This window comes from Massilia sp. Root133, assembly GCF_001426525.1.
Lineage (GTDB): Bacteria > Pseudomonadota > Gammaproteobacteria > Burkholderiales > Burkholderiaceae_D > Telluria > Telluria orientalis.
In genome coordinates, this window is the sequence record NZ_LMEW01000031.1 from 160,461 (window position 1) to 187,182 (window position 26,722).

The 26,722-nt window shown below is 67.6% G+C and carries 23 protein-coding genes and 1 pseudogene; 11 read left to right on the top strand and 13 right to left on the bottom strand.

Translation table 11 applies throughout. The annotated features are described in order from the left end of the window. Positions 1-90: 90 nt before the first annotated feature. Entirely contained in the window at positions 91-1,383 is a 1,293-nt protein-coding gene (locus ASD28_RS18795; protein WP_082577290.1) for an AMP-binding protein, read from the top strand. Positions 1,384-1,904: 521 nt separating this feature from the next. On the opposite strand, the gene ASD28_RS18805 is transcribed toward ASD28_RS18795, so the two are convergent. Continuing rightward, complete coding sequence (locus ASD28_RS18805) at positions 1,905-2,351, bottom strand: thioesterase family protein (protein ID WP_056131469.1); 447 nt, start codon at positions 2,349-2,351, stop codon at positions 1,905-1,907. A 78-nt stretch (positions 2,352-2,429) separates the two neighbouring features. Beyond that, positions 2,430-3,296, bottom strand: coding sequence for an endonuclease/exonuclease/phosphatase family protein (locus tag ASD28_RS18810; protein WP_056131471.1), 867 nt, complete (start codon positions 3,294-3,296; stop codon positions 2,430-2,432). Positions 3,297-3,426: 130 nt separating this feature from the next. Here ASD28_RS18810 and ASD28_RS18815 point away from each other — a divergent pair, with 130 nt between their 5' ends. After that, positions 3,427-3,807 (top strand): hypothetical protein, encoded by a 381-nt coding sequence (locus ASD28_RS18815; RefSeq protein WP_200948856.1) that lies wholly within the window; start codon positions 3,427-3,429, stop codon positions 3,805-3,807. Positions 3,808-3,826: 19 nt separating this feature from the next. Here the strand turns inward: ASD28_RS18815 and ASD28_RS18820 are convergent, their stop codons facing one another. From ASD28_RS18820 to ASD28_RS18830, 3 genes are all read right to left on the bottom strand, one after another. After that, positions 3,827-4,657, bottom strand: coding sequence for a hypothetical protein (locus ASD28_RS18820; RefSeq protein ID WP_056131474.1), 831 nt, complete (start codon positions 4,655-4,657; stop codon positions 3,827-3,829). 2 nt (positions 4,658-4,659) lie between these two features. Next, complete coding sequence (pepN, locus tag ASD28_RS18825; protein WP_229412129.1) at positions 4,660-7,308, bottom strand: aminopeptidase N; 2,649 nt, start codon at positions 7,306-7,308, stop codon at positions 4,660-4,662. 195 nt (positions 7,309-7,503) lie between these two features. After that, positions 7,504-8,568 carry an alkene reductase gene (locus tag ASD28_RS18830; RefSeq protein WP_056131477.1) on the bottom strand — a complete coding sequence of 355 codons (1,065 nt, stop codon included), beginning with the start codon at positions 8,566-8,568 and terminating at the stop codon, positions 7,504-7,506. 162 nt (positions 8,569-8,730) lie between these two features. Here ASD28_RS18830 and sugE point away from each other — a divergent pair, with 162 nt between their 5' ends. Beyond that, positions 8,731-9,051: a quaternary ammonium compound efflux SMR transporter SugE gene (gene sugE / locus ASD28_RS18835; RefSeq protein WP_056131479.1), complete on the top strand. Its 321-nt coding sequence runs from the start codon at positions 8,731-8,733 to the stop codon at positions 9,049-9,051. Between the two features lie 18 nt (positions 9,052-9,069). Here sugE and ASD28_RS18840 read toward each other — a convergent pair whose 3' ends face one another. Continuing rightward, positions 9,070-9,837 (bottom strand): transporter substrate-binding domain-containing protein, encoded by a 768-nt coding sequence (locus ASD28_RS18840; protein WP_162252946.1) that lies wholly within the window; start codon positions 9,835-9,837, stop codon positions 9,070-9,072. A gap of 205 nt (positions 9,838-10,042) precedes the next feature. On the opposite strand from ASD28_RS18840, the gene ASD28_RS18845 reads away from it, so the two are divergent. The 4 genes and pseudogenes from ASD28_RS18845 to ASD28_RS33105 all read left to right on the top strand — a co-directional run. Beyond that, positions 10,043-11,083, top strand: a complete 1,041-nt coding sequence (locus ASD28_RS18845) for a glycosyltransferase family 2 protein (protein ID WP_056132479.1) — start codon at positions 10,043-10,045, stop codon at positions 11,081-11,083. Beyond that, positions 11,080-12,678 carry a glycosyltransferase family 39 protein gene (locus tag ASD28_RS18850; RefSeq protein WP_056131484.1) on the top strand — a complete coding sequence of 533 codons (1,599 nt, stop codon included), beginning with the start codon at positions 11,080-11,082 and terminating at the stop codon, positions 12,676-12,678. The genes ASD28_RS18845 and ASD28_RS18850 overlap by 4 nt, the downstream gene beginning before the upstream one ends. Positions 12,679-12,682: 4 nt before the next feature. Then, positions 12,683-13,546 (top strand): phosphatase PAP2 family protein, encoded by an 864-nt coding sequence (locus tag ASD28_RS32310; RefSeq protein ID WP_056131487.1) that lies wholly within the window; start codon positions 12,683-12,685, stop codon positions 13,544-13,546. Continuing rightward, positions 13,539-13,766, top strand: a pseudogene (locus ASD28_RS33105) (lipid-A-disaccharide synthase N-terminal domain-containing protein); the annotation flags it as partial. The gene ASD28_RS32310 and the pseudogene ASD28_RS33105, both read left to right, overlap by 8 nt. A 24-nt stretch (positions 13,767-13,790) precedes the next feature. On the opposite strand, the gene ASD28_RS32485 reads toward ASD28_RS33105, so the two are convergent. Both ASD28_RS32485 and ASD28_RS18865 read right to left on the bottom strand, forming a co-directional pair. Then, positions 13,791-14,402: a LysE family transporter gene (locus ASD28_RS32485; RefSeq protein WP_056131490.1), complete on the bottom strand. Its 612-nt coding sequence runs from the start codon at positions 14,400-14,402 to the stop codon at positions 13,791-13,793. Positions 14,403-14,470: 68 nt separating this feature from the next. Beyond that, the gene (locus ASD28_RS18865) at positions 14,471-15,445 is read right to left on the bottom strand and encodes a succinylglutamate desuccinylase/aspartoacylase family protein (protein WP_056131492.1); all 975 of its coding nucleotides are present in this window, start codon (positions 15,443-15,445) and stop codon (positions 14,471-14,473) included. A 99-nt stretch (positions 15,446-15,544) separates the two neighbouring features. Between ASD28_RS18865 and ASD28_RS18870 the strand changes: the two genes are divergently transcribed. Then, positions 15,545-16,693, top strand: coding sequence for an acyltransferase (locus tag ASD28_RS18870; protein WP_056131495.1), 1,149 nt, complete (start codon positions 15,545-15,547; stop codon positions 16,691-16,693). Here the strand turns inward: ASD28_RS18870 and ASD28_RS18875 are convergent. The 3 genes from ASD28_RS18875 to ASD28_RS18885 all read right to left on the bottom strand — a co-directional run bounded on the left by ASD28_RS18875 (position 16,662) and on the right by ASD28_RS18885 (position 18,766). Then, the gene (locus ASD28_RS18875; RefSeq protein WP_056131497.1) at positions 16,662-17,147 is read right to left on the bottom strand and encodes a hypothetical protein; all 486 of its coding nucleotides are present in this window, start codon (positions 17,145-17,147) and stop codon (positions 16,662-16,664) included. The genes ASD28_RS18870 and ASD28_RS18875 overlap by 32 nt on opposite strands. 106 nt (positions 17,148-17,253) lie before the next feature. Then, positions 17,254-18,147: a pirin family protein gene (locus tag ASD28_RS18880; RefSeq protein WP_056131501.1), complete on the bottom strand. Its 894-nt coding sequence runs from the start codon at positions 18,145-18,147 to the stop codon at positions 17,254-17,256. 25 nt (positions 18,148-18,172) lie between these two features. Next, positions 18,173-18,766, bottom strand: coding sequence for an FMN-dependent NADH-azoreductase (locus ASD28_RS18885; RefSeq protein ID WP_056131504.1), 594 nt, complete (start codon positions 18,764-18,766; stop codon positions 18,173-18,175). Positions 18,767-18,875: 109 nt separating this feature from the next. Here ASD28_RS18885 and ASD28_RS18890 point away from each other — a divergent pair, with 109 nt between their 5' ends. Next, the gene (locus tag ASD28_RS18890; RefSeq protein WP_056131507.1) at positions 18,876-19,787 is read left to right on the top strand and encodes a LysR family transcriptional regulator; all 912 of its coding nucleotides are present in this window, start codon (positions 18,876-18,878) and stop codon (positions 19,785-19,787) included. A gap of 3 nt (positions 19,788-19,790) precedes the next feature. On the opposite strand, the gene ASD28_RS18895 is transcribed toward ASD28_RS18890, so the two are convergent. Both ASD28_RS18895 and asd read right to left on the bottom strand, forming a co-directional pair. Next, entirely contained in the window at positions 19,791-20,357 is a 567-nt protein-coding gene (locus ASD28_RS18895; protein WP_056131509.1) for a hypothetical protein, read from the bottom strand. 56 nt (positions 20,358-20,413) lie between these two features. Then, positions 20,414-21,265: an archaetidylserine decarboxylase gene (asd, locus tag ASD28_RS18900; RefSeq protein ID WP_056131513.1), complete on the bottom strand. Its 852-nt coding sequence runs from the start codon at positions 21,263-21,265 to the stop codon at positions 20,414-20,416. Between the two features lie 145 nt (positions 21,266-21,410). Here asd and ASD28_RS18905 point away from each other — a divergent pair, with 145 nt between their 5' ends. Both ASD28_RS18905 and ASD28_RS18910 read left to right on the top strand, forming a co-directional pair. Continuing rightward, positions 21,411-23,585: a TonB-dependent receptor domain-containing protein gene (locus ASD28_RS18905; protein WP_229412128.1), complete on the top strand. Its 2,175-nt coding sequence runs from the start codon at positions 21,411-21,413 to the stop codon at positions 23,583-23,585. A 246-nt stretch (positions 23,586-23,831) separates the two neighbouring features. Further along, positions 23,832-26,720 (top strand): TonB-dependent receptor, encoded by a 2,889-nt coding sequence (locus ASD28_RS18910; protein ID WP_082577286.1) that lies wholly within the window; start codon positions 23,832-23,834, stop codon positions 26,718-26,720. The last annotated feature ends 2 nt before the right edge of the window (positions 26,721-26,722 follow it).

Here is a 26,722-nt window from a genome sequence, read left to right on the forward strand (position 1 = left end):
TGCGCGCATGTCACATTGGCGCGTCCGTACGCATTTGACAGCGGCGTGCCGGCCCGTCATAGTCTGCGCGCTCATCGACGACGGAACATCATGCCGGGACGATCACATTCTGCCTCAAGTGCCACCGGGCGCGGCGCCTGCCCGGACGCGTGGTGGACGCGCGGCGATGCGCTGCGCCGCGTCGTCACGGACCTGCTCGCCGCCGAGCTGGCGCAGATGCGGCCCGGCCGGCCGGCGTCGACCGCGCTGTGGTTGCCCGAGACCCAGTTCGTGCGCGACCTGGGCGTCGATTCACTGGAGCTGATGGGCCTGGGCACGGCGCTCGTCGAGACTTTGCACCTGCAGCACGGCGGCATCGACGAGCAATTGCTCTCCCGGCCATGCAGCGGCGACTGGATCGCGAGTGCGCGGGCGGGACTGGACGCGTGCGCGGCAGCCGGCGTGGGCACTGACGAGGCTGCCCTGACGTTCCGCACGTCGGGCAGCAGCGGCAGCCCGAAGCGTTGTACGCATGCGCTCGCCATGCTGGAGCAGGAGGTGGCCGTGCTGGCGTCGCTCGTGCCGGGCCGGCGCCGTGTGCTGAGTGCCGTGCCCAGCCACCACATCTACGGCTTCCTGTTCACGGTGCTGATGCCGCGATGGCTCGCGGGCGCGGCCGAGCCTATCGAGGTGATCGACGTGCGCCGGGCCGGTCCGGCCGCACTGGCCAGCCTGGTGCGGCCCGGCGACCTCGTCGTCGCGCACCCGGGGTGGTGGGAAGCGGCCGCACGGGTCACGACGGCATTCGGCGCGGATATCGTCGGCGTGACGTCGACCGCGCCATGTCCGGATGCGCTCGCCGCTGCGCTGGCCGCCGCCGCCGGCCTGCGCCTGCTGCAGGTCTACGGCAGCTCGGAAACGGCCGGCGTCGGCTGGCGCGACCGGGCAGACGAACCGTTCACCTTGCTGCCGTACTGGTCCCGCACGGACGATCCGGCCACGCTGGTGCGCACGCTGCCGGACGGTATGCCACGGCGTTATCCGCTGCAGGATCGCCTGGACTGGTCCGACGGCACGCATTTCCTGCCCGCGGGACGCATCGACGACGCGGTTCAGGTCGGCGGCATGAACGTGTTCCCGGCCTATGTGGCGGACGTGCTGGCCCGGCATCCGCAGGTACGGGAAACGGCGGTGCGGCTGATGCGGCCCGACGAAGGCCGGCGCCTGAAAGCCTTCGTCGTGCCGCAACCCGGTGCCGACGCCGACGCGCTGCGCGCCGATCTGCCCGCGTGGATCGCGGAACGGCTGACGGCGCCCGAGCGGCCCGCCGCGTGGACGTTCGGCCCGCGCCTGCCGCGCCAGGCCAGCGGCAAGCCGGCGGACTGGATCATCGACGCGGAGTGACGCCAGCGCGCGCCGGCGGTGCTTGAGCGCATCGGCCTGGCGGCTGCGCGCACGGAATCTTGCGGCCTTGTTTCACTCCAACATCGACGGCAGCCGGCCGGACGGTGGACCAACAGATCCGAGACCATGAACATCCAGATCGAAGCCAAGGACGTCGTCCTCGTCCTCGTGGGCGTGGCGCGCAGCATGGTCGCGAGCTATATCTACCGGTATCTGGAAAGCGCCAGTACCGCGTCGCAGGCGCTGGAACGGGACCTCGAGTCCGCCGACCCGGCCGTCCGCGACCGGGCGGCACGGCATTGCCTGCTGACGGCCGCGAAATTCTTCGTGTTCGCGAACATCTTCACGGTCGTGTCGGGCGGCGCCTGGATCTTCGGCAACGCCCTGTACAACCTCACGCTGCTGGTGCTGGGGGCGTCGTCGGTGATCGCCATCCTGCTGCTGTGGGTGCGTTGCGCTGGCTCGTGCGGGCACAGCAGGGGAATTGCGGCTGACGCGCGCGAACGCTGCTCCGTGCCGCGTCAGGACGCGGCCTGCGCGTCCACCACCACCGTCATGTACGCGTCCAGGAATTCCTGCGGCATGCGACGCGGGCGGCCGCTCGACAGTTCGATGCACACGAGATCCCAGCGGCCGCGCAGCACCGTCGCGCCGTCGCGTTCGCGCACGAGCTGGAAGCGGCGCCTCATCGCCAGCTTGCCGTCGCCCGCGACGAGCCATGTGCCGAGCACGAGCGCTTCGTCCGCAAAGGTCGGCAGCAGGTAATCGTATTCGCCGCGCCGGATCGCCATGGCGCGGTCGAGGCGCCGGTAATCGTCCAGCGACAGGCCCAGTGCTTCCGAGTGGGCCCACCCGGCCTGTTCGCACCAGCGGACGTAGACGGCGTTGTTGGTGTGGTTCAGCCCGTCGATGTCGGCCGCTTCGGGCACGCGGGGCAGGGTGAACGGGTGCGGGTAATCCCAATCCAAGAAAAGTCCTTCCAGTTGCTGCGGTGCCGTCTATTCTACGTCGGCGCGCGCACAGGATGGTCTTTACGGCCGCGCTGCTCATGCCAGCTCCAGCAGCAGCGGCTGGTGATCGGATCCGGCCGCGGCCGTATCCACGCGGAGCCTGTGCACCCGTGGCGCCAGCGCGGGGCTGACGCAGGCGTAGTCGAATGTGCAGGGCAGTTCGGCCGAGGTGTCGTGCAGCCCCACGGTCGGCGCATGCGGTTCGCCGGGATGCGCCAGTTCCCAGGCGTCGCGCCACAGGGGGCCGCCGTCCGGCCCTGGCGCCAGCAGGCGTGCGTGGCCATCCGAGCCGGGCGCCATGTTGAAGTCGCCGGCGAGCACGGCGGCGGCGGGATGCGGCAGCGGCGCGAACGGGACGCCGCCCGGACCGTCGGGCGCCGCCGCCGGCGCGCCGGAGACGCCCGCGTGCGCGTGCGCTTCCGCCTGGAGTGCGCGCAGATGCTCGACCTGGGCCATGCGCTGGCGCGCCGAAAAATACTCGAGGTGGATGTTCAGCACGCGCAACATGCCATCCGCCGTCGCGATGACGGTCTCGAGGGCGGCACGGGGCATCGCAGGCACCCCGGGATCGGGCGGCCAGGGCAGGGCGTGGCGGCGCACGTGGACGATGTGGCCGCGCGCGAACGTCATGCAGCCCAGGCGGCGCGGGGATCCGTCCGGGTTGCGCGTGTCGAGGGCGAAGGCGGACGCGGCGTGCAGGTGGTCGAGGCGCCGGGCGAGTCCCGCGAACTGGTTGCCGACCGGCCGGCCGTCGCGCGCGGGCAGGCCGCAACCGACTTCCTGCAGCAGCAGGATGTCGAAACGGGCACCGAACGCCAGCACGCGGTCGGCGACGCGGTCGAGGTCGGCGCCGTCGTCCGGCGTACGGGCGCATTGTATGTTCCAGGTGAGCAGTGTGAGCATGGCCGTCCTTTCGAGATCGTCAGGCTAGCGCGGCACCAATGCCGCGGACTGATCCAGCTCAGGCGTGCGCAGCGAACCGCCGGACCGGCGTACGGTCTATGCAAATGACGGAGAGGTGACGATGTACACGATGATTCTTCTGTTGTACCTGCAGCAGGGCCTGGACGTGACGCTCGACCAGGCCAACCTGCGGGGGCAGTACCTGAAGCAGGGCGAGTGCGAAACGGCAGCACGCAGGTTGCGTGGGCCGGTGCCCATTCCCCGCAATTACTCGGCGGCGTGGCAGGACGTCATGTGCATCAAGGTGAACAACAACGTCCGGGTCAACGAGATGAAGCCGGTCGACCTGTCCAAGGCGCTGCAGGCGTATGCCCCCCTGCATTGCCAGGCCGAAGGAGCATGGGAACGGATGGCCGAGCTGTGCCGCGCGCCGGAACAGCCGGGCAATGGCGAGGAAGGAGGTGGCGGCGGGGGCAGTGGCGACAGGCCGGCCAGGTCGGCAAGACGCTAGCGCGGGGCGGCACCGGTCATCAGTCCTGGTTCCACACGACACCTTTGGGGCAGGCGGTGGCGCCGGCGGCGCCCGCGCTTGCCGCAGTGATCGAGCCGGTGCCCGGCATCCCGGCAAGGGGCATGCCGACGCCGCCGGCGCGGCGGCAGCGCACGCGGTTGCCCTGGCGGAAGCGGTAGATGACCACGCCGTCCGGCGACGTGTACGTGTCCGACTGCCAGGTCAGCGTGCGGTCGATGTAGGCGGCCTCGACGCCGCGCTGGAAGCGCGCCGCCGGGGTATCCGCTTCGGTCGGCACGCCCGGTTTGCCCTTGCGGAGTTCGCGGTCGATGCGTCCGGCCTGCTGCTTCGCGAGACCAGCCACGAAGCCGCCTTGCGCGGGGCGTGCGCCCGCGCGCGCGTCCATGTTTGGGGCGACCGGCTGGGCCGTGTCGATGGGGTTGGGCGCGAGCGCATCCGGCGTCGATGGTGCGGCGGCGGGCGCGGCGTCGGCAGGTACGTCGACAGGTACGTCGGCATGCGGGCCGCGCCGGGTGGCATGCTGGATGTCGTCGTCATCGGCACGGTGCACGGGTTCGGGCTGCAGCGCGGGCGCGGCTATGGAAGGTGGGGCCGGCAGGGACGGCTCGGGCAGCAGGTGCACGTCGGCGTCCAGCGGCGGCCGCGCTGGCTGAGCACGTTCGGTTTGCAGGAGGATCGTCACGGCCCGGGGCGGGCGGAGGGGAAGGACGCGCCGTTCCTGCGTCCACAGGAACAGCGCCAGCAGGTGGACAGCGCACGTGACCGCCAGCACGCCGCGCCGGCGCGCGTCGAACGTGGCGTTGGGCAGCGTGTGCGCGCCGTGCCGCATGCTCAGTGCGCGGTCATCGCCTGCTTGATGGTGACGCAGCGCTGGGCGTCCTCCACTGCGTCGACGAGGGCGCGGCGGGTGCCGGCGGACAGGTCCTTGCCGGCGTCGGCCGCCGCTTGCAGGCGCTGGACGGCGGCCGGCGTGCAGCCGGCCGGGATCAGTGCCGCACCGTAGGCGCGCATGAAGACGGGACCGGCCGTCTTGTCGAGCTGCGGCAGGCGTGCAAGACGCGCGCCGGCCGTCTGTTCGTCCAGGCCGTGCTGCTCGGCGGGGTACAGGTGCTGCATCGCCGTGCGCACCTTCGAGAACGGCAGCTTCGTCTGCAGGTCGTGCACGGTGTCCAGCCACTCGGTCTTGACGGCCGGGTCGGGGCGGCTGACGACGGCCGTCAGGGCGGCGGCCTGGCCGGCGTCGGACTTGTCGCGCGCCTGCTCGGCGTCGACGAGGGCCGCGGCGCCGGGGTAGTTGTAGCGGTTCAGGCGGCCGATGATCGCCCAGCGCAGGTCCTGGTTGATCGCGAGGCCGTCTACCTGTTCCTTGCCGTCGAGGAGGGCGGCGAGGCGGCGCAGCGCGTCCGGCGAGCTGGCGACGTCGACATAGGTGCCGAACCAGCGGCGCTGAAAGTTGTCGTCGCCCTTGCTCGCGAGGGTGCTCGTCCAGGCCATGTCTTCCAGTTGGCGGGTGACCGCCTGGGCGTATGCTGCCTGCGGATCCATCAGGTCGAGATAGCGCTTCGCACCAAGGACCTTGCCGAGCACGTCGCCGAGCAGTGTGTAGTCTTTTTCCTGCGGCGCATTGTTGAGTGCCGTGGACAGGAAGTCGTTGAGCGCAAGCTTGCCGTCGCGGACGCCGTCCCACAGGCTTTGCCACAGCATGGCGCGCAGCAGCGGGTCGGCAACAAAGGCCAGGTGGCTGCGTGCGCTGTCGAACGAGCGCGGATCGAGCTGGACCTTCACGAAGCCCCAGTCATCGTAGTTCGGGTACACGAGGTCGGGGCACGCCGCGCCGTTCATGGCCGGGACCGGCGTTTTAGCGCCCATGTACGTGACGGCGACGTTGCGTTCGAGCTTGTAGTCCTTGCCGTCCAGGCGGAACGCGGCGACCTGCACGCGTTGTTCGCGCAGGGTCGGCAGGGCCTTGCTTTGCGCAGTCTGGGTGAGCGTGAAGCCGGTGACCTTGCCGGCCTTGCAGGTGTAATTCGCGGCGATCGTGTTGACGCCCGGCTGGTACAGCCATTCCTTCGTCCAGCCCGTCAAGTCGCGGCCGGCGGCCTGGCCGAGGCTGCCGATGAAGTCGTCCAGCTTCGCGTTGCGGTACTGGTATTTGACGAGGTAGTTGTGCACGCCCTTGCGGAACACGTCGGCGCCCAGCAGGTGGCGCAGCTGCATCAGGGTCGACGCGCCTTTGGAATACGTGATGTTGTCGATGTTGTCGAACGCGTTCCGGGTCGACGGCACCGGGACTTCGATCGGGTGCGTGGTGGTGCGCTGGTCCTGCGCGTAGGCGCGCTGCTTGCCGTCCGAATAAAAGGCGCGCCATGCGTCCTTGAATTCCGTGGCCTCGGCCGTCGCCAGCGTGCCCATGAACGACGCGAAGCTTTCGTTCAGCCACAGGCCGTTCCACCACTGCATCGTGACGAGGTCGCCGAACCACTGGTGCGCCATCTCGTGCATGATGACGTAGGCGAGACGCGCGCGCTGTTCGGCCGTCATGTCGGCCTTGTACATGAAGCCGCGCTCGGCGAACGTGATCGCGGCGGCGTTTTCCATCGCGCCGTACAGGAAGTCCGGCACGAGCACCTGGTCGTATTTCTCGAACTGGTAGGGAATGCCGAAGTAATCGTCGAAGAACGCGAGGCCGGCCTTCGTGTACTTGAACCATTCGGCCGGCTTGATCTGCGCGGCGACCGACTGGCGCGCGAACAGGCGCATCGGGTATTTGCCGCTCGTGTCTTCCCACATCTTGTAGGGACCGGCGTGCATCGAGAAATTGTACGGACTCAGCTTCTTGGTCTTCGCGAACGTCCAGCGGCGCAGGTCGCCGGCCGGGGCGACGTTCGTCTCGCGCGTGGTCGAGATCACCTGCCAGTCGGCCGGGACGCTCACGGTCACCTGGTACGTGGCCTTCAGGTCGGGCTGGTCGAACACGGCGAACATCTGGTGCGCGGCGGCCGGTTCGAAATGCGAATACGTGTAGACGCGGCCATCGACGGGATCGACCATGCGGTGCAGGCCTTCGCCGTTCGTGCTGTGCGGACGTTCGTAGGCGACGACGACGGTGTTGCGGCCCTTGACCAGATCCTGGGCGGACAGCGTGATGAACCAGCCGTTGTAGCGCGGCGTGACGGTCTTGCCGTTGACGGTCAGCGACTTGATCGTCGCCTTGTCGAGGTCGACGGTGAGCGGGCTGTCCGCATCCTTCAGGTCGAACGTCAGGGTCGTCGTACCGCTGAACGTCTCCTTGCCGGTGAGCGTGAAATCGAGCAGGTAGTCGACGTTGGACACGCGCGCCGAGCGGGCGGCCGCGTCGAGTTGCGACAGGTAGGCGTTGTCCGCACGAGCCGGGGTGGTGGCGTGGACGGCAGGGGATGAGGCAAACGCCAGCGCGGTGGCGACGGCGAGCGGCAACAGGCGGGGGTGGCAGGTCTTCACGGGACTCCTTGCGAGGCTGAACGAAGGCCGCGGCTTGTGACCACGGCCAGTAGGAATCTCACAAGAATATCATGTCAGCAATAGTAATCGTATCGGTGACGCCCGCGAATGAAGGTTTTTTTACCGCGATATATGCATGAGAAAGGAGAGAAATGCCCGGACGGGCAGGGTGCGCATCCGGGCATTGGAGCGGCGTCAGCCGTTGGCCTGCAGGACCGGATAGTCCGTATAGCCTTCCGCGGTCGGCGCATAGAACTTGTCCGGACGCGGCGCGTTCAGCGGCGCATTGCGCTTCAGGCGCTCCGGCAGGTCCGGGTTCGCGATGAACCATTGACCGAAGGCGACCGCATCCGCGTCTCCGCTCGTCAGCAATTGCTCCGCACTTTCCTTCGTCAGCTTTTCGTTGGCAATGTAAACGCCGCCGAAGATCTTTTTCAGCTGCGGGCCGAGGCGATCCGCGCCGATCGCTTCGCGGGCGCAGATGAACGCGATGGCGCGCTTGCCGAGCTCGCGTGCCACGTAGCCGAACGTGTCCAGCGGCGCCGAGTCGCCCATGTCGTGGGCATCGCGACGCGGGGCGAGGTGCATGCCGACGCGGTCGGCGCCCCATACCTCGATGCACGCGTCCGTCACTTCCAGCATCAGGCGGGCACGATTCTCGATCGATCCGCCGTACGCGTCCGTGCGCTGGTTGGTGCTGTCTTGCAGGAACTGGTCGAGCAGATAGCCGTTGGCGCCGTGGATCTCGACGCCGTCGAAGCCGGCCTTCTTCGCGTTCTCCGCGCCCTTGCGGTAGGCGGCGACGATGGCGGGGATTTCCTCGAGCGTCAGCGCGCGCGGGGTGACGTAGGGCTTCACGGGGCGCACGAGGCTGACGGTGCCCTTCGGCTGGATGGGCGACGGCGCGACCGGCAGCGCGCCGTCCAGGAACAGCGGGTCGGAGATGCGGCCCACGTGCCACAGTTGCAGGAAGATGCGGCCGCCCGCGGCATGCACGGCGGCGGTGACCTGCTTCCAGCCTTCGACCTGTTCGTCGGACCAGATGCCCGGGGTGTCGGCATAGCCCACGCCCATCGGGGTCACCGAGGTCGCTTCCGACAGGATCAGACCGGCCGAGGCACGCTGTACGTAGTATTCGGCCATCAGGGCATTCGGCACGCGGCCGGCGCCCACGGCGCGCGAGCGGGTCAGCGGCGCCATGATGATGCGGTTCGGCAGCTCGAGGCTACCGACCTTGATCGGGTCAAACAAAGTCGTCATCGGTACTCCTGTTTCGTTGATCCGCCGCGTTCGTGCGGCGAAAGAGGGCATCTTAAAGCAGGGTCGGAAATCCTGCAGAGGACGGCTCGATTTCGCCCTGCCGGCGCGGCGTCGCCGGACCGCTGCTATACTGGCCGGTTTTTCGTCGGGCAGGAGCAATCGATGAGCTGGATCTACCTGGCCGTGGCCGGCCTGCTGGAAGTCGCGTGGGCGGTCGGACTCAAATACACGGCGGGCTTCACGCGCCTGTGGCCATCCGTGTTTACGCTCGCCACGATGGCGGGCAGCGTCGGCATGCTCGGGCTGGCGCTGCGGACCCTGCCGCTCGGTACCGCCTACGCGGTCTGGACGGGCATAGGCACGATCGGCACGGCGGTGGCCGGGATGGTGCTGCTGGGCGAGCCGGCCGGCGCGCTGCGGCTGCTGTCGATCGGACTCATCGCGGCCGGCATCGTCGGCCTCAAATTGCTGACGCCGGCCTGACCGGCATCCGGGCCAACATCAGGGCGTGCCGGCCCAGCGTGCGTAGATGCGGCCCAGCTCGCCGCTGGCCTCCAGCTTGTCGAGGGCGGCGCCCAGCAAAGGCGCGAGCGCGGGCGCGGCCCTGCGGCTGACCCAGAAATACGTCGGCTCGTCGGCCAGCACGACCGGCAGCACGCGCACGCGGTTTTCCAGCCCTTCCTTGCGGATCAGGTAGTGCAGGGTGAGGTCGTTGATGTACGCAAAGCGGCCGTGGCCGGCCAGGATCTTGCGCAGGTTCGCGCGGTTGTCGTCGGTCGCATCGTCGATCCGCACACCGGCCGCGACCAGGCGTTCCGTGAACACGGAGGCGCGCTGCGTCGTGACGAGGTCGCCCAGCCGCGCGAGGTCTTCCTCCGATTCGATCGTCACCGGATCGTTCCTGCGTACCACGAGGTAATGGCGGACCTGGTAGATCGGCTTGCCGACCGGCTGCCCGATGCCGAGCCGGCGTGCCGACGACACGAGGCCGCAGGCGGCATCCAGCGTGCCCGTCTCCAGTCCGGTTTCGATGCCGGACAGCGAACGGCTGGTGCGCTGGTAGCCGGTGAAGCGCAGGCGCGGTTCGATCTTCTGGATGGCCGTCATGATGTCCGGACAGATGCCGGTGACGCGGCCGCCCGCGCGCAGCCACTTCGGTTCCAGCACTTCCTGGGAGGCGACGCGAACCTCCAGCGCCCATGCCGCCGGGCCCGCGGCGAGCGCGCATGCCAGCACCGCGCACCGCACTGTCCTTGCGTAATCTTCCATTCGCATGTCGTTCTGTCGAGATCTTGCGAGACGGCCGATTGTCGCACGACCCGCGCACGTTTGACCTGAATCGTCCCCGCATCGCGGCCGCGCGCGAAGATACCGCTGCCAGCCCGCCGCGGCCGGCATCGACAAGGAGATGGGATGATGGTCTTCATCGCGAAGCCGGGCCCGGTTGCACACGCCGGCCGGCACGGAGTTCGCCATGCGTGAGCCGGGGTCCGGGGCGGGCCACTCGCTCTCCATCGTCGTGCCGCTGCGCGACGAGGAAGACAACGTGCTGCCGCTGGTGACCCAGGTCCAGGCCGCGCTGGCGGGCGCGCCGTGGCCGTGGCAACTGATTCTCGTCGACGACGGCAGCCGCGACCGTACCAGCGAACGCATCCGCGAGGCCGTCGCCGCGGGCCCGCGGCACCTGAGCGGCGCGATCCTGCGCCGCGGCTTCGGCCAGACGGCCGCCATGCAGGCCGGCATCGACCTCGCGCGCGGCACCGTCATCGCCACGCTGGATGGCGACCTGCAGAACAATCCCCACGACATCGTGCGCATGGTGCGCCGCCTGCTCGACGAAGACCTCGACCTTCTCGTCGGCTGGCGCCGCGCGCGCCGCGACGGCCTGTGGCGGCGCCTGCCGTCGCGGCTGGGCAACCGGCTGATCGGCCTGCTGACGGGCGTGCCGCTGCACGACTACGGCTGCACGCTGAAGGTCTACCGTGCCGCCGTGCTGCGCCGGGTGCGCCTGTACGGCGAGATGCACCGCTTCATCCCGAGCTGGATGGCAACCCTCACGTCGCCGGACCGCATCCGGGAGGAAGAGGTGAGTCACTTCCCGCGCCGTCACGGCCGCTCGAAATACGGCGCGTACGGCGTCGGGCGCGCCGTGAAAGTCTTGCTGGACCTGCTCACGATGGCGTTCTTCGTGCGCTTCCGCGCCAGCCCGGGTCACTTCTTCGGGCGCATCGGGCTCGGATGCGGCGGCGCCGGGCTCGCCGTGCTGGGGTGGCTGACGTGGCTGAAGCTGGCCGAGGGCGCCGCCATCGCGGGGCGCCCGCTGCTCCTGCTGGGCATCCTGCTCGTGGTAATCGGCGCGCAATTCGTCTGCACGGGCATCCTCACCGAAATGCTGGCCCGCACCTGGTTCGAAGCGGGCGGGGCGCCGACCTATCTCGTGCGCGAGACGGTCGGCGGCGCCGGCGAGGACCTGCCGTCCCACCAGCGGCCGCGTACGGCACGGGAGCGGCCATGAGCGCGGCGCGTGGTCGAACGGTACCGGTGCCCCCGTCCGGGGCGCGCGCCGTGTTGGCGGCGTGGGCATGGCCGGTCCTGCTGGCGGCGGCCGTGGGGCTCGGGCTGTTTTACAACCTGGGAGCGATCCCGCTGTTCGATGTGGACGAGGGTGCGTTCGGCGAAGCGACGCGGGAAATGCTGGTGCGGGGCGACTACGTGTCGACATGGCTGAACGGCCAGCCCCGCTTCGACAAGCCGATCCTCATCTACTGGCTGCAGGCCGCATCCGTGCGCCTGTTCGGCCTGGATGAGTTCGCGCTGCGGCTGCCGTCCGTGCTCGCGGCCATGGCGTGGATCGCCGCGATTCACACGTTCACGCGCCAGGTCGTCGACCGCGACACGGCCCGGGCCGCCGCGTTCATCGCGGCCACGAGCGCGGGCGTCGTCGTGATCGGCCGGGGCGCGATCGCCGATGCGCTGCTGAACCTGTTTCTCGCGCTGGCGCTGTTCGATGTCTACCGCGAGCTCGTCGACCCGCGGCCGCGCTGGCGCCGCCGTGCATTCTTCTGGATCGCGCTCGGCGTGCTGACGAAGGGACCGGTCGCGCTGCTCGTGCCGGCCGCGGCCAGCCTGCTCGCGTTCGGGCTGCAGCGGCGGATGGCCGCCTGGTGGCGCGCGGTGCGCGACCCGGCCGGCTGGCTGATCCTGCTCGCCGTCGCGGGGCCCTGGTATGCGCTGGAATACGCGGCCCGAGGCGACGCGTTCCTGGCCGGCTTTGTCATGCGCCACAACGTCGAACGCTTCCTCGTGCCGCTGCAAGGCCACGCGGGCAGCCCGTTCTTCTATGTGCCGGCGTTGCTGCTGCTCATGCTGCCGTACACGGGTCTCCTGCTCGCCACGCGTCCCGGCATCCGGCGGCTGCACGCGACGCCGCTCGACACCCTGCTGTGGTGCTGGTTCCTGTTCGTGTTCGGCTTCTTCACGCTGGCGGGCACCAAGCTGCCGCATTACCTGCTGTACGGCGCGACGCCGCTGTTCATCCAGATGGCGCGCCAAAGGCACGCGCTGCGCAGCCGCGTGGCGGCGCTGTGGCCGGCGCTGGTGCTGGCCACAGCCGTCGCGGCCCTGCCGTTCGTGCTGCGTCTTGCCGCACCCGGCGCGCGCAACGCCTATGCGCGCGAAGCGCTGGGGCGGACCGACATGTTCGGCCCCGCATGGCATGCACAGGCGATCGCCCTGCTCGCTTGTGTGGTGCTGCTGGTGCTGTGGCCCGGCCGGCCGGCCACGGGCGGGCCGTGGCTCCGCCTCGTCGCGGCGGCGCTGGCCTGTTCGTACGCGATCGGCGGCCTGCTGCTGCCCGCCGTGGCCGAGCTGCAGCAGGGACCCGTCAAGCGGGCCGCGCTGCTGGCCCGGCAGGCCGGCTGGCCCGTGCGCAGCTGGCGCATCGACGTGCCCAGCTTTTCCGTCTACCGCCGCGCCGTCACGCCCGCGACGTCGACGCCCCGCCCGGGCGACGTCATCCTCACGCGCAGCGACGCGCTGGACGGTTTGCCGTCACCCGTCCGCGTGCTGTACCGCGAAGGCGGCGTGCTGCTGGTGCACGTCGAACGGTGAGGCGATGCCTGTCTCACTGCGCTCGCCCTGGACCTGGCTCCCGCCCGCCATCGCGCTGGTGCTGGTGGCCGGCATCCTCGCCACGGGCACCAACCGTGCGCTGTTCCTGTGGCTGAACCGGAGCGGCCAGGGCGTCGGCGACCTCGTGTGGTTCCACCTGACGATGCTGGGCGATGGCGCGGTGGCGCTGGCGCTCGTGCTGCCCTGGATCCGGCGCGCGCCGCGCCTGTTCTGGGCCGCGCTGCTGGCGGCCGTCGTGGCGGGCCTGTGGACCCAGGTCACGAAGGCGTTCGTCGACGTGCCGCGTCCGCTGTCCGTGCTCGCGGGCGGCGCGTTTCACCAGGCCGGACCGGCCTACCGCCGCGTGTCGTTCCCATCCGGCCACGCCGCGGCCGCGTTCGCGCTCGCCGGCATCTGGGCGATGGGCGTGCGTGGCCGGCGGCTGTGGCGTGGGCTGCTGCTCGTGCTGGCCAGTCTCGTCGGGGTGTCGCGCATCATGCTTGGTGTGCACTGGCCGCTGGACGTGTTGTGGGGCATGTTGGGCGGCTGGCTGGGCGCGTGGTGCGGCCTCGCGCTGCAGGCCCGCCGGCAAGGGCCGTGGCAGACGGCGGGAGCGGCCGGCAAGCTGGCCGGTGCGGTGCTGATGGCCGTCGCGGCGAGCCTCGTGGTCAGCCGCCACATCGGCATCCCGGCGGTGCTGCCCGCGCAGCGCCTGCTCGCGGTCGCGTGCCTCGCCTGGGGCGCCTGGGAGATGGGTTGCCTGTCCCGAGCACCGCCGATCCGCGCGCCGCAGGTGCGCTGGTGGCCGCGGAGAATCGGCCTGGTCCGGCTCGTCCAACGGGCACAGAGGAGGAGGCAGGATGGCTGACGTGGATGGGTGGCTGCTGCTGGGCTTCGGCGGACAGGCCGTGTTCATGGGCCGGTTCGTCATCCAGTGGCTGGCCAGCGAGCGCGACCGCCGCAGCGTGATCCCCGTGTCGTTCTGGTACCTGAGCATCGCCGGGGCGCTCGTGCTGCTCGCCTATGCGCTGCACCGGCGCGATCCCGTGTTCGTCGCCGGGCAGGGCCTCGGCGTCGCGATCTATTTGCGCAACCTGCAGCTGATCCGGCGCTCAGCGCACGGCGAGCAGGGAGACCTTGGCGGCCAGCACGAGCAGCACGGCGCCCACCGTCCGGTCGAGCCAGACGAGGCGCGCGCGCAGCCACGCCAGCACGGGGCGCGACGAGAACAGCAGCGCGACGAGCGCGAACCAGAGCAGCGACTCGGCGACGAGCAGCGTCCAGAGCAGGGCGACGTCGGCCGCGGCCAGGTCCGGCTTCAATGCCTGGGACAGCACCGAGCCGAAGTACAGCATGGCCTTCGGATTGAGCAGGTTCGTGAGGAAGCCGCTGACGAACGCCTTGTGGCCGGCCTGGGCCGCCTGCGCCTCGGGCAGCTGGCCGCGGGAACGCAGGCACTGGATGCCGAGCCAGGCGAGGTACAGCGCGCCGACGACGGCCAGCACGCGCGACAGGCCCGGCAGTGCGGCCAGCACGAGCGACATGCCGAGGACCGAGACGAGGACGTAGATGCCGATCGCCGTCGCGACGCCGGCGGCGGCCCACAGGCCGGCACGGCGCCCGGAGACGATGGCGGTGCGGGTCACGACGGCGAAGTCGGGACCCGGTGAGATCAGCGCCAGCGCGTGGATGCCGAGGATGAGGAACAAGGTGTCGGACGTCATGGTCTGAAGGCGGCGTGGACGGTGCCGGACATCGTAGCACCGTCTGCGTCAGTCCGCAGACCTCGACATCACTCGCGCCCGAACGCGGGATTCGGACGCGTGAGGTAGTACCACTCGTGGTTCGGCTGGGCGTTCACGTCCGGGAACAGGATACGGCCCGCGAATTCCGCGACGACGGGCGTGCCGTCCGCACGCACGCCGATCTGTTCGCCTTCCGCGACGGGGTCGAAGCTGGCCCACTGGCGCGTGAACTGGTCGCCGGCGTCGAGCTTGTCGTGCACGACGACCATCTGCAGGGCTTCCATCTGTTCGAACGGGATGGGTTGCGGCTCCGGTGCGTCGATGATTTTCAGGAAGGCAAGGGTGTTCATGATCGCCGTGTACGCGACGTCCGGCGCGCGCGGGTCGAGGTGCTGGCCGCATTCGAGCGTCAGCGCGTAGCCGCCCGTGCTGCGCATGTATTCCGTCGTGCCCATGCCGTAGCGCAGTACGGTTTGCAGTTCCTGCGCGTTGCCGCGCGAGCGGCGCTGGACGCCCCCGCCATACGCGGCCATCCAGCCCGTGACGAAGCGGCGCACGCCCAGGCGGCGTGCAAGTGCGCGTTCGGCGCGCATGTGCGTGAACGGCTCCAGCGGGCCCTCGTTGTCGAGCGGGCCGACCATCACGAACGGTTCGCCGTGCGCGGCGTTGAACGAGTGCAGGTCGAGCAGCACGTCGTGCTGCGCGAGCAGCGGGCACAGCCAGTTGGCGACATGGTCTTCGAAGTCGTGCGGTTCCGCTTTCGGGGACAGGTCGCGGTTCAGGTTGCGGTCGCCCGAGCGCGTGTTCTGCGCGTAGGCCTTCGGGTTCACGATGGGGACGAAGGTGACGCTGCCGTTGACGATGGGGAGGGTACCGGCGTCGATCTCCGCCATGATCCGCTGGATGGCCTGGGTGCCGCACTTTTCGTTGCCGTGCGTGGCACCCATGATGATGACTTTCGGGCCGGGGCCCTGGCCGGTGTAGTTGACGGACTTGAAGTGCAGCTGGCTGGCGGGGATCATGCGTCGTGTTCCAAAAGAATGAATGCGAAGAATGCCGGCATTGTAGCGTGCCGGCCCCGCCCATGGCATCATCCGTGGTTTTCGTAAAAGAATGTCAGCATGGACGGCGTCAATACCGGGACTGCGTCCCGCATCCACGGCCTCGATACCTTGCGCGCCCTTGCGGTCACGCTCGTCGTGCTGCACCACTACACGCTGTTCGTCAGCGACGCGCCCACGTTCGGCTGGGTCGGGACGATGGGCTGGGCGGGCGTCGACCTGTTCTTCGCGCTGTCCGGCTACCTGATCGGCAACCAGATTTTCGGGGCGCTCGGTTCCGCCCGCGGGTTCGGCCTAGGCCGGTTTTATGTGCGGCGGCTGCTGCGCACGCTCCCCAATTTCTGGGTCGTGCTCGCACTGTACGCGTTGTGGCCGGCGTGGCGCGGCGACACGCCGATGCTCCCCCTGTGGCAATACCTCACGTTCACGCAAAACATCCATCTGCAGCCGGGCACCGCGTTTTCCCACGCGTGGTCGCTGTGCATCGAAGAGCAGTTCTACATGCTGTTGCCGGCGGCCGCCATCCTTGGTGCCGCGCTGGGGCAAGGCGGCGTGCGGCAGCGCTGGGCGTGGGGTGCGTTGCTGCTGGCCGTCGCGGGCGGCATGCTGGCCCGCGCGACGATCTGGCAGCACGGCGAGAATGCACCTAACCGACTCGGTTACTACTACCAGTACATCTACTACTCGAGCTGGTGCCGCGCCGACGAATTGCTGGCGGGCGTGGCGCTCGCGCTGCTGAAGCATCGCGCGCCCGGGTTGTGGCGCCGCCTGCTTGCGCACGGCGCTGCGTTGCTCGCCGCCGGCACGGCTGTCATCGGCGCCACGTTCGCGTGGTTTCTTGACGATCACTATGGATACGCGCAGACGGTGGCCGGCTACCCGCTGCTCGCGCTCGGCTTTGCCCTGCTGATCCTGGCCGCGCTGGCGCCGGATTCCCTGCTTCACCGCGTGCGCGTGCCGGGCGCGGCCAGGCTCGCGCTGTGGTCGTACGCGATCTACCTGACGCACAAATCCGTCAGCATTCTCGTCGCGGAACGGCTGGCGCAGGCGGGCCACGGGCCGGAGGAGGCGCTCACGATCGCCGCATGCATGGCGGCATCGCTGGCGGCCGGGTGGCTGTTGTACATCCTCGTCGAGGCGCCGTTCATGCGCCTGCGCGCACGGTGGGACGCGGCGCTCAGCCCCGTACCCGCACCGGCGCTTCGATGACGTCGAAGGCGGCCGGCATGTCGGCCAGCCAGGCTTGCAGGTGGGCGATGCGCATCGACGGGTCGTAGCCGTCCGTGGACGCCAGCGCCGCGCGCAGGCCGGGCAGGGCTTCCGGCGTGCGCGGGCTGTCGCAGGCATCGATCAGCATCGCGACGAGGTCCGTCGGCGCCGTGCCGCCGCGGCGCAGGCGCGCGTGGATGATGGCCAGCAGCGCGCGCTGCATGCGCGGTGTCGGATGGGTGATGTGGGCAAACACCATCGGCGTGTTCGTGATCGCCTCGCAGATCGCCGTCTCCATCCGGTCCGCCGTGAGGTCGGACGCGATGTCGAAATAGGCGCGGTCCCAGCGCGTATGGGGATAGCGGTGGCCGGGCGGGAAGGCGTCGACGCTTTCCAGGCCGAGGGCGCGGCTGGCGCGGGACAGCAGGGACGACAGGACGGGGAGCAGCGGCATCGTTAGCGAACGTCAATCATGCAATGCGCGCTAGTGTAGACCAAGAACGGGAAACGCGCGGGGAGCAGACGCCATGGTCGCTCGCCCGCGCGGAAAACTGGAACGATTACGCTGCCGAAGCCGCCGTGCTGTCCGTGAACTTCCCGTTGCGGAAGTCCTCGACGGCCTGGAACACCTCGGCCTGCGTGTTCATCACGAACGGGCCGTATTGCGCGATCGGCTCGTTCAGCGGCCGGCCCGCGATCAGCAGCAGGCGCGACGGTTGCGACGCCTTGATGCGCACGCCGTCGGCGGCCTTCGCGTTGTCGAGGATCGCCATGCGCGCCTGCGGCACGGCCTTGCCTTCGACGACGACCTCGCCCCGGAACACGTACAGGAACGCGTTGTGGCCGGCCGGCAGCGCCTGCTCGAACGTGGCGCCGGCGGGCAGCTCGATGTCCAGGTACAGCGGTTCCGTCACCTCGCGCTGCACGGCGCCGGCGACGCCGTGGGAGCTGCCGGCGATCACTTGCACGGTCGCGCCCGAGTCCAGGGTGAAACGGGGCACGGCTTCGGCGGGAATGTCGCGGTACCACGGTGCGCTCATCTTGTCCTTGGCGGCCAGGTTGAGCCACAGCTGGAACCCTTCCATCAGGCCTTCGTTCTGCTCCGGCATTTCCGAGTGGATCACGCCGCGGCCGGCCGTCATCCACTGCACGCCGCCGTTCGTGATCGCGCCTTCATGGCCGGCGCTGTCGCGGTGGCGCATGTTCCCGGTCAGCATGTAGGTGACGGTCTCGAAGCCGCGGTGCGGGTGCTCCGGGAAGCCGGCGATGTAGTCGCCGGCCTTGTCGCTGCCGAACGCGTCCAGCATCAGGAACGGGTCGAGGCGGCGCTGCAGCGTTTGCGTCAGGACGCGGTTGATCTTGACGCCCGCGCCATCCATCACGAACTGGCCGCCGACGAGGCGTTCGACGCCGCGGCTGGTGGCCACGGCCTGGGTTTGCACTTGCTGGGTCATGATCTCTCCTTGACGCTGTGATGGTTTATGCCAGTGCTGCGACTGCGGCGTCCGCTTCTGCCTGGCCTTTCGCTGCCGCTTCCGGACCCATCGCCAGGCCCGCCGAGTAGATGAACTGGTGGTCCGTCAGGCCCAGGAAGTTCAGCAGCATGCGGATGTGCGGGACTTGCGGGTCGGCATCGAGCGGGTAGATGCCGCCGCGGGCCGTGGCCACGTACACCTTCTTGTTCTTCAGCAGGCCTTCCGGACCGTTCTCCGTGTAGCGGAAGGTCACGCCGGCGCGGGCGATGGCGTCGAACCAGGCTTTCAGCTGGATCGGCATGCCGAAGTTGTACATCGGGGCGCCGAGCACGATCACGTCGGCGGCCTGCGCTTCGGCGATCAGCGCGTCGTCCAGGGCCACGCGGGCAGCCTGGTCGGCGGTGCGCTGGTCGGCCGGGGTGAACAGGGCGCCCAGCGCCGCTTCGTCCAGCACCGGATGCGGGTTCGCGCCCAGGTCGCGCACGGTGACGGTCGCGCCCGGATTGGCGGCGGCCACTTTGGCGACGATCGCATTGGCCACGCGGGTCGATTCGGATTGGGTGCCGCGCAGGCTGGAATTGATCTGCAGGATGTTCATGGTGTCTTCCTTGGTTTGCGTTTCGATATGGACACTTTAGCGGTTCCAAATATCGTGCGCTAGACGGTAGAATGGATAACATTATTCAACTAGTGGAACAATCCCATCTATGGACGTCGAACCGAACGACCTGCTGCTGTTCGCGCGCATCGTCGAGGCTGGCAGTTTCAGCATGGCCGCGCAGCGCCTCGATTTGCCGAAGTCGACCGTATCGCGCCGCATCGCGATGCTGGAGGCGAGCGTGGGCGAGCGCCTGCTGCAGCGGACGACGCGGCGCCTGATGCTGACGGAATTCGGCGCGAGCCTGCTGGAACACGCGCGCAAGGTGGCGGAAGAGGTGGAGGCGGCCGGGGCGCTGGCCCAGCACCGCCAGGCCGCGCCCAGCGGCAAGCTGCGCATCTCGATGCCCCAGGATTTCGCCAACGTCGTCATGGCCGACATGATTCCGCAATTCATGGACCGCTATCCGGCCGTGTCGCTCGAACTGGACCTGTCGCCGCGGCGCGTGGACCTCGTCGCGGAAAATTTCGATATCGCGATCCGCATGGGCGACCTGCCCGAGGACTCCACGCTGGCCGCGCGCCGCGTCGCCATCCAGCAGTTCGGCCTGTACGCGGCGCCGTCCTACCTCGCACGGCGGGGCTTGCCGGAGCATCCGGACGATCTGCTGCAGCACGACCTGCTGTGCATCCTCAGCCGATCGGGCGGTGCCGTGCCGTGGATTCTGCAACGGGGCAAGGTGCGCTGGGAAAAGGAGCTGACGGCGCGCCTGACCGCCAATTCGCCGCAGTTGCTGGCGAAGATCGCGAGCAGCGGGGCCGGCATCGCGGCGAGCACGGATTTCATCGTGGCCAAGCACGTCAGGAAGGGAGAACTGGTGCGCGTGCTGCCGGACTGGGATTTGCCCGGCTCGACGGGCTGGGCCGTGTTCCCCGGCCGCCGGCTGATGCCCGCGAAGACGCGGGCGTTCCTCGATATGCTGGACGAGGTGTTCTGCAAGGACCGGAACAAGTCCGAATAAGCGTCAGGCCGATACGCGCAGCGTGTCCTTCGTGGCGCGCAGCGCAGCCAGCACGATGATGCCGAACACGATCTCGATGGCGCCGCCGGCGAACGCGCCCGCCGCCGGCGCCGCATGCAGGGCGGCCAGGCCGTAGCCCGCCAGCGCCAGCACGGCGCCGCACACCCAGAACAGCTTCGTGCCGAATACCGTGGCGAACGTCAGGTAGCGCCCGCCGATGACGAACAGCATCGCGGGGAAGAACAGCTCGATGCGCCACAGGGCGATGCCGTAGGCGAGGGCGAGCATCATGATCATCCAGATCGTCGTCGCGAAGGCGAGCATGCCGAACGGATTGCCCGCGGCGTGCTTGCCGGAGCGCCCCAGCAGGCGGGTCAGCAGGGAGGACACGGGATGAATCAGCACGCCGCCCACGTACAGGGCCCAGACGGCGTCGTGCGGCGACTTCCACAGGCAGACGAGACCCGCGATGGTCCACACGGTGCCCGACACGAACAGGCCGGGCGCGCCGCCCAGGTAAGCCGTGCGCATGTCCTGCTGGGCGCCGGCGACGGTAAGGGTGTCCTGCATGGCTTGCCTCCATGAAATAAGGCGTCCATGCTGCCACGAAAAACTTGTCAGTACAATCAGGCCGGCCGGTTACCCATCAATTCGCCCAGGCGCACGGCGCGTTCCGGCGCCCAGTCCGGGTTGAAGCGGATCGTGTCGGGGCGGAACAGCATGACGATCGTCGAGCCGAGCAGGAAACGCCCCATCTCTTCGCCCTTCTTGAGGACGATGTCGCGGTCATCATAGGTCCACTCCGTCACCTTCTGCATGCGGGGCGGGTTGACGACGCCGTGCCACACGGTCGCCATGCTGCCGACGATCGTCGCGCCCACCAGCACCAGCACGAACGGGCCGTGTTCCGGCGATTCGAACACGCACACGACGCGCTCGTTGCGCGCGAACAGGTTCGGCACGCCGCGCGCCGTCGTCGGGTTCACGGAGAACAGGGCGCCCGGCACGTAGATCATCCGGGTCAGCCTGCCGTCGCACGGCATGTGCAGGCGGTGGTAATCCTTCGGCGACAGGTACAGGTTGGCGAAGCAGCCGTGCTGGAACTGCTTGGCGAGGGACGCGTCGCCGCCGACCAGTTCCGTCGTCGTGAAGCGGTGGCCCTTGGCTTGCAGGATGTGATGATCGTCGATCGCGCCGAACTGGCTGATGGCGCCGTCGACGGGGCAGACGAAATCGGCGGCGGCCAGCGGACGCACGCCGGCTTTCAGCGGACGGGTGAAGAATTCGTTGAAGCTCTTGTAGCTGGTGATGTCCGGATTCTCGGCCTCCTGCATGTTCACGCCGTACTTCGCGACGAACCAGCGGATCAGCCGCGTCGTCACCGTACCGCCATTGGCACCGGCCACGCGGCCGGCAAACGTCGTGAGGCGCCGTTTCGGCAACAGATACTGGGGCAGGACTTTCAGGCGATCGGACACGGTAAACCTCGATATGAAGACGCGCCATTATAGCGGCACGAGCCAACGGTAATGCATATCAAAAATATTTACGCAAAAGCAACAAAAAGCCGATGATCTGACGGACAATGGCGGCCGCCTATTTTGCCATTCTGACATGCATACCGTGAAAACGCCATTCCGCCTCACCTTGCTCGCCGCCGCCATCGGCGCCGCGAGCGTCGCTCACGCCCAGCAATCGTCGGCACCGCTTGCGAAGGACGACAGGATCCAGCAAGTCGAGGTCAAGGGCGCGGCCGACGCCTATGATCCGCGCCGCGACGACACCGCCAGCAAGATCGTCGTCAATCACGACGAGATCGTCAAGTACGGCGACACGAGCGTGCTCGACGTGCTGAAGCGCGTGCCGGGCGTCACCGTCAGCGGGACGGGAGGCGGACGCGGCGGCGAGATCCGCATGCGCGGGCTCGGCAGCGGGTACACGCAGGTGCTGCTCAACGGCGAGCGCGCGCCGGCCGGGTTTTCCATCGATTCGCTGGCGCCGGACGTCATCGAACGCATCGAAGTGCTGCGCGCGGCCAGCGCGGAATTCTCCACGCAGTCGATCGCCGGCACCATCAACATCGTCCTCAAGAAGACGGTGAAAACGGCGCAGCGCGAACTGAAGGCGGGCTATGGCCACGGGCACGACGTGGCGAACCCGTCCGTGAACCTGCAGCTGTCGGACCGCCTCGGCAAGCTGTCGTATTCGCTGTCGGCAAACCTGTCGCGCTCGCACTTCTGGCGCGAGCCGGCGACCGTTGAACGGCATCTCGACACGGCGGGCCATCTCGACGGCCTGCGCCTGGGCGGCCAGTCCGACGCCGCCCGGTTCACGGCCTTCAACCTGGGCCCGCGCCTGAACTGGAGCTTCGCCAACGGCGACACGCTGACGTCGCAGGCGTTCTTCAACATCAACCGGTTCCAGAACGCGTCCGAGGGACGTTTGTCGACCCGGCTCGGCCCGCTCCCGGCGTATCCGGCGCTGGACCAGACGATGAGTAACGACAACCGCTTCTTACGCGAAGAGCTGAACTGGGTGCACAAGTTCGCGGGCGGCGGCAAGCTGGATGCCAAGCTGAGCGGCCTGTACGGGGCCCTCGCCAACGCGACCTATCGCACCGGCAGCGGCAACCCGGCGTCGCCCGCGCTGCACGAGGTGATTTTCTCGGCCGGCACGGACCGCGGCATCAGCTCGATGGGGAAATACACGAGCGCCAGCTGGGAAGGCCATGCGCTTGCGTTCGGCTGGGACGGCGGCTATTCGACGCGCGACGATGCCCGGCGCGACCGCGACTATTTCCGGCCCGACGTCGCGCTGCCCGGCGGCGACGAGATCTACAATGCCCATGTCGCCCGGCTGGCGGTCTACACGCAGGACGAGTGGAACGTGACGCCGCGCTGGTCCGTGTACCTGGGCGCGCGCTGGGAAGGCATCCAGACGCGAACCGAAGGGAACACGTTCGCGACGGCGCACTCGCGTTCGACCGTGTGGAGCCCGCTGATGCAGACGCTGTACAAGCTGCCCGGCACGAAGGCCGATCAAGTCCGGTTCGCCGTCACGCGCACGTACAAGGCGCCGGGCCTGCAGAGTCTCATCCCGCACCGCTTCACGTCCGTCAACAACAGCCAGACGGAACCGGATTTCATCGGCAACCCGAACCTGAAGCCCGAGCTGGCGCTGGGCATCGACGCGTCGTACGAGCATTACTGGGCCGAGGGCGCGCTGTTGTCGGCGAGCGTATCGAGCCGGCGCATCGACGACTACACGCGCAACCAGGTGCTGTTCGACGGCACGCGCTGGGTGTCGACGCCGTCCAACGCGGGCCAGGCGCGCACGCACGGCGTGGAACTGGAGGCGAAATTCCCGCTGAAGGCCCTGATCGACACGAGGGAGGCGCTGGACCTGCGCGCGAGCCTGTCGCGCAACTGGTCGACCGTCGATTCCGTGCCGGGTCCGAACAACCGCCTGGACGCGCAGACGCCCGTCTCGGCCACGCTGGGTGCCGATTACAAGCGCGGACCGCTGACCGTGGGCGGCTCGTACGTGTTCAAGAACGGCGGCCAGGTGCGCGTGTCGGCGAACCAGATCAGCTACCAGTCCGTGCGCCGCGACCTCGACCTGTACACGCTGTGGAAATTCGACCCGAAGCTGCAACTGCGCGTCGCCACCGCGAATCTGCTCGCGCAGGACACCATCAGCGAAAGCAGCTACGTCCTGGCCGGCAACGGCACGCAGTCGACGCGCACCATCACGCCGCTGTACCGCAGCGTGCGCGCGACGCTCGAAATGAAGTTCTGATCCCGCATCGACGCGCCGCAGCATCGCGCACCGGCCCGGCCACGCCGAGCCGGACGCCTATCCCAATCTATCCGCAATCGTTATACCACCATACAAAATCCGCATAGGATTGCTGCCAATCTTTTCTCGTAACATTGTATGTATGCGACAACGTTGTCGCGCTGCTCCGATGGTTCAGTGCGATGACTTACGCGACATTCCCGCCGGCTGGAATGGGATCCAAACGAGCCGGCAGCATACAAGGCAATGCCCAAAAATTACTATAAGGAGATATTTGCTGTGCGAAACGGAAATGTAAAAACGATTAAAAAGACGATGGTGGCCAACGCTTGCGCGCTTCTCGTGGCAGGGCCGATGGCCGCGCATGCGCAGGAGGCGGCCACGGCGAGTGCAAGCGGGGACACGAGCGCCCCGAGCACCGTCATCGTCACCGGTCAGCGCGCGGCGCTGAAGTCGGCGCGCGATCTCAAGCAGGACGCCAATCAGATCGTCGACTCGATCCAGGCAACCGATATCGGCAAACTGCCGGACGTGAGTACGGTCGAGTCGCTGCAGCGGGTCGCCGGCGTCCAGATCCAGCGCCGCTATGGCGAGGGTGGCACCGATTACGACCATCGCACCGAGCCCGCGATCACGATCCGCGGCATTACCCAGGTCCGTAACCTGATCGACGGACGCGACTTCTTTACGGCCAACGGCGGGCGGGCACCGGACCTGGAAGGGCTGCCTTCCGAACTCATGGCCGGGGTCGACGTCTACAAGAATGCAGCGTCCAACCTCATCGAAGGCGGTGTCGGCGGCGTGGTCAACATTCGCACGCGACTGCCATTCGATTCGAAAGAAGACATCAACGTCATTACGCTCAAGTCCAATTACTACGACCGGATACGCAAGTATTCACCGTCGGGTTCGGGCCTGTTGAGCCGCCAGTTCAAGACGGATTTCGGCCGCATGGGCTTCCTGGTGAATGCCACGGCGAGCAAGACCTACTATCGCCAGGACGCCGTTCTTCAACAGCAGCAGCACTGCCTGACCGCAACGGCAGGGAAATGTGCGACCGACGCGGCGCAACCGCCCTCGGCGGCCAAGGTTGCGGCCTACAATTCGATGCCGAACAAGGGGTCTCTCTCGGAACTCTATGTGCCGACATCCTTCGAGATGTACGAGGACTCGGGGGAGCGAAAGCGCCAGGGCCTGGCGCTCGCCTACCAGTGGCAGGTGAACAGCGACGTTCTCCTCACGGCACAAAATCTCTATTCGAACTACACGTTCATCCGTCGCGGCGAATACATCTACGGCGACGACAAGAACAACGACCCGCACGCAGCGGCGGGTTCCACATGGACGTGGGCGCCGGATGGCAGCGCCACGAGCGGCACGTTGTCGCCGCAAATTTTTTCATCTTCCCGGTTCGACCAGGATGTTCGCAATCGCACGAACCTGTCCGCGGTGAACGTCAAGTGGCGCATTTCGGACAGGCTCAAGTCGAAGACCGATTTCGCGTATGAACGTGCCAACTACGACGCCGACCGCAATGGCGACTCCATCAAGCTTTACGACAATGAAAACAGAAGCGTCGCGAATATCCCCAACCTGAATCTCGCCTTCGACGTGCGTGGCAGGATCCCCACATTTTCGATTGTCGATCCAGCCAATCCGGGCAATCCTTACGCCTACTTCGGCAATCCGAAGAATTGGTATTATGAGTGGCTCGCCAATGCGGTCGATCGTCACAAGCTGAAGATGTCGGCGCTCAGCCAGGATTTCGACTACGACCTCGGCGATCATTTCTTTACCAAACTGCACGTCGGCATCCGCGCAGCCGATACCAAGGTGCTGTTGCGGGGTAACTGGAACAACACCGGTGTCTGTAACGATACGGGCACCAACCCCAGCTGGGGTGCCTGCCCGCTGATTCCGGTTGCGCAACATCCGGATCTCGCCTACGCCGGGCCGGCCAGCAATTTCATGCAGCCGGGTATTGGTTGGCCTGTTGCCGTGTTCCCGGAGTACGCCAATCCCAACTCGAGCGTTCTCGACCGAACCGTCGCGACGTATGCGCAGTTATTCGCCGGAAAGCCAAATACTTATACGTTCGATACGTCGTTCCGGCCGGGCGATATCAATGAACAACACGAAAAGACGCGGTCGTTCTTTGTCACGGGTGACTTCGGTACAAGCGTATTCGGTTACGACCTCGACGGTACCGCCGGTATGCGCGTCGTGAAGACCGACCAGACGTCGATCGGCTATGTCCAGGACAGCACCGGGTCACGCGCCGCCACGCTCAATAACAGCTACCGGAATTTCCTCCCGAGCCTCAATACACGCCTGCACCTGAACGAGGATGTGCAAGTCCGCTTCGGCTACAGCAAGACGATGACGCGGCCAAACTTTACCGACATGGCCGCCCATGTCCAGCTGAATCCGAACATTCCTTCGCAGTACGACGCCAACGGCCGTCCGACGGGCAGTTCCGGTAACCCGTACCTGAAACCGATGACGGCGACGTCCTACGATTTGACGTTGGAAGACTATTGGGGGACGTCCAATACGGCGTTCCTGGGTTTGTTCAAGAAGGATATCGACGGTTACCTGGCCGGCGGCACGGAACCAATGAACTTCGGTGGCGTCATCTACGATATCGGCACCAGCATCAATCTCGGCAAGGGCTCGGTAAAAGGCATCGAAGCCGGCTTTACCCAGTTCTTTGATTTCCTTCCCGACCCGTTCAAGGGATTCGGCATACAGGCCAACTACACTTATGTCGATTCGAAAGTCGAGCTCAAGCCCGGGACCCTCATTCCGTTGCCGAAGTTGTCCAAGAACAGCTACAACCTGATCGGCCTCTATGAAAAAGGACCGTTACAGGCGCGTCTTGCGTACAACTGGCGTTCCTCCTACCTCGACCAGATCAACGGCAGCGGTGTGTTCGGTGCGAACCAGTATGCGGCGCCGTATTCGTCGCTCGATGCGTCGGTGAGCTACCAGATCAACAAGATCTTCACGCTGTCGGCGGACGCCGTGAATCTGAGGAACTCGATGTACCACACGTATGTCGAGCGGTCGTCGGGCGGTTTGTTGTGGCAACTTAACGATCGTCGATACAGCGTGTCCCTGAAGGCAAGCTTCTAACG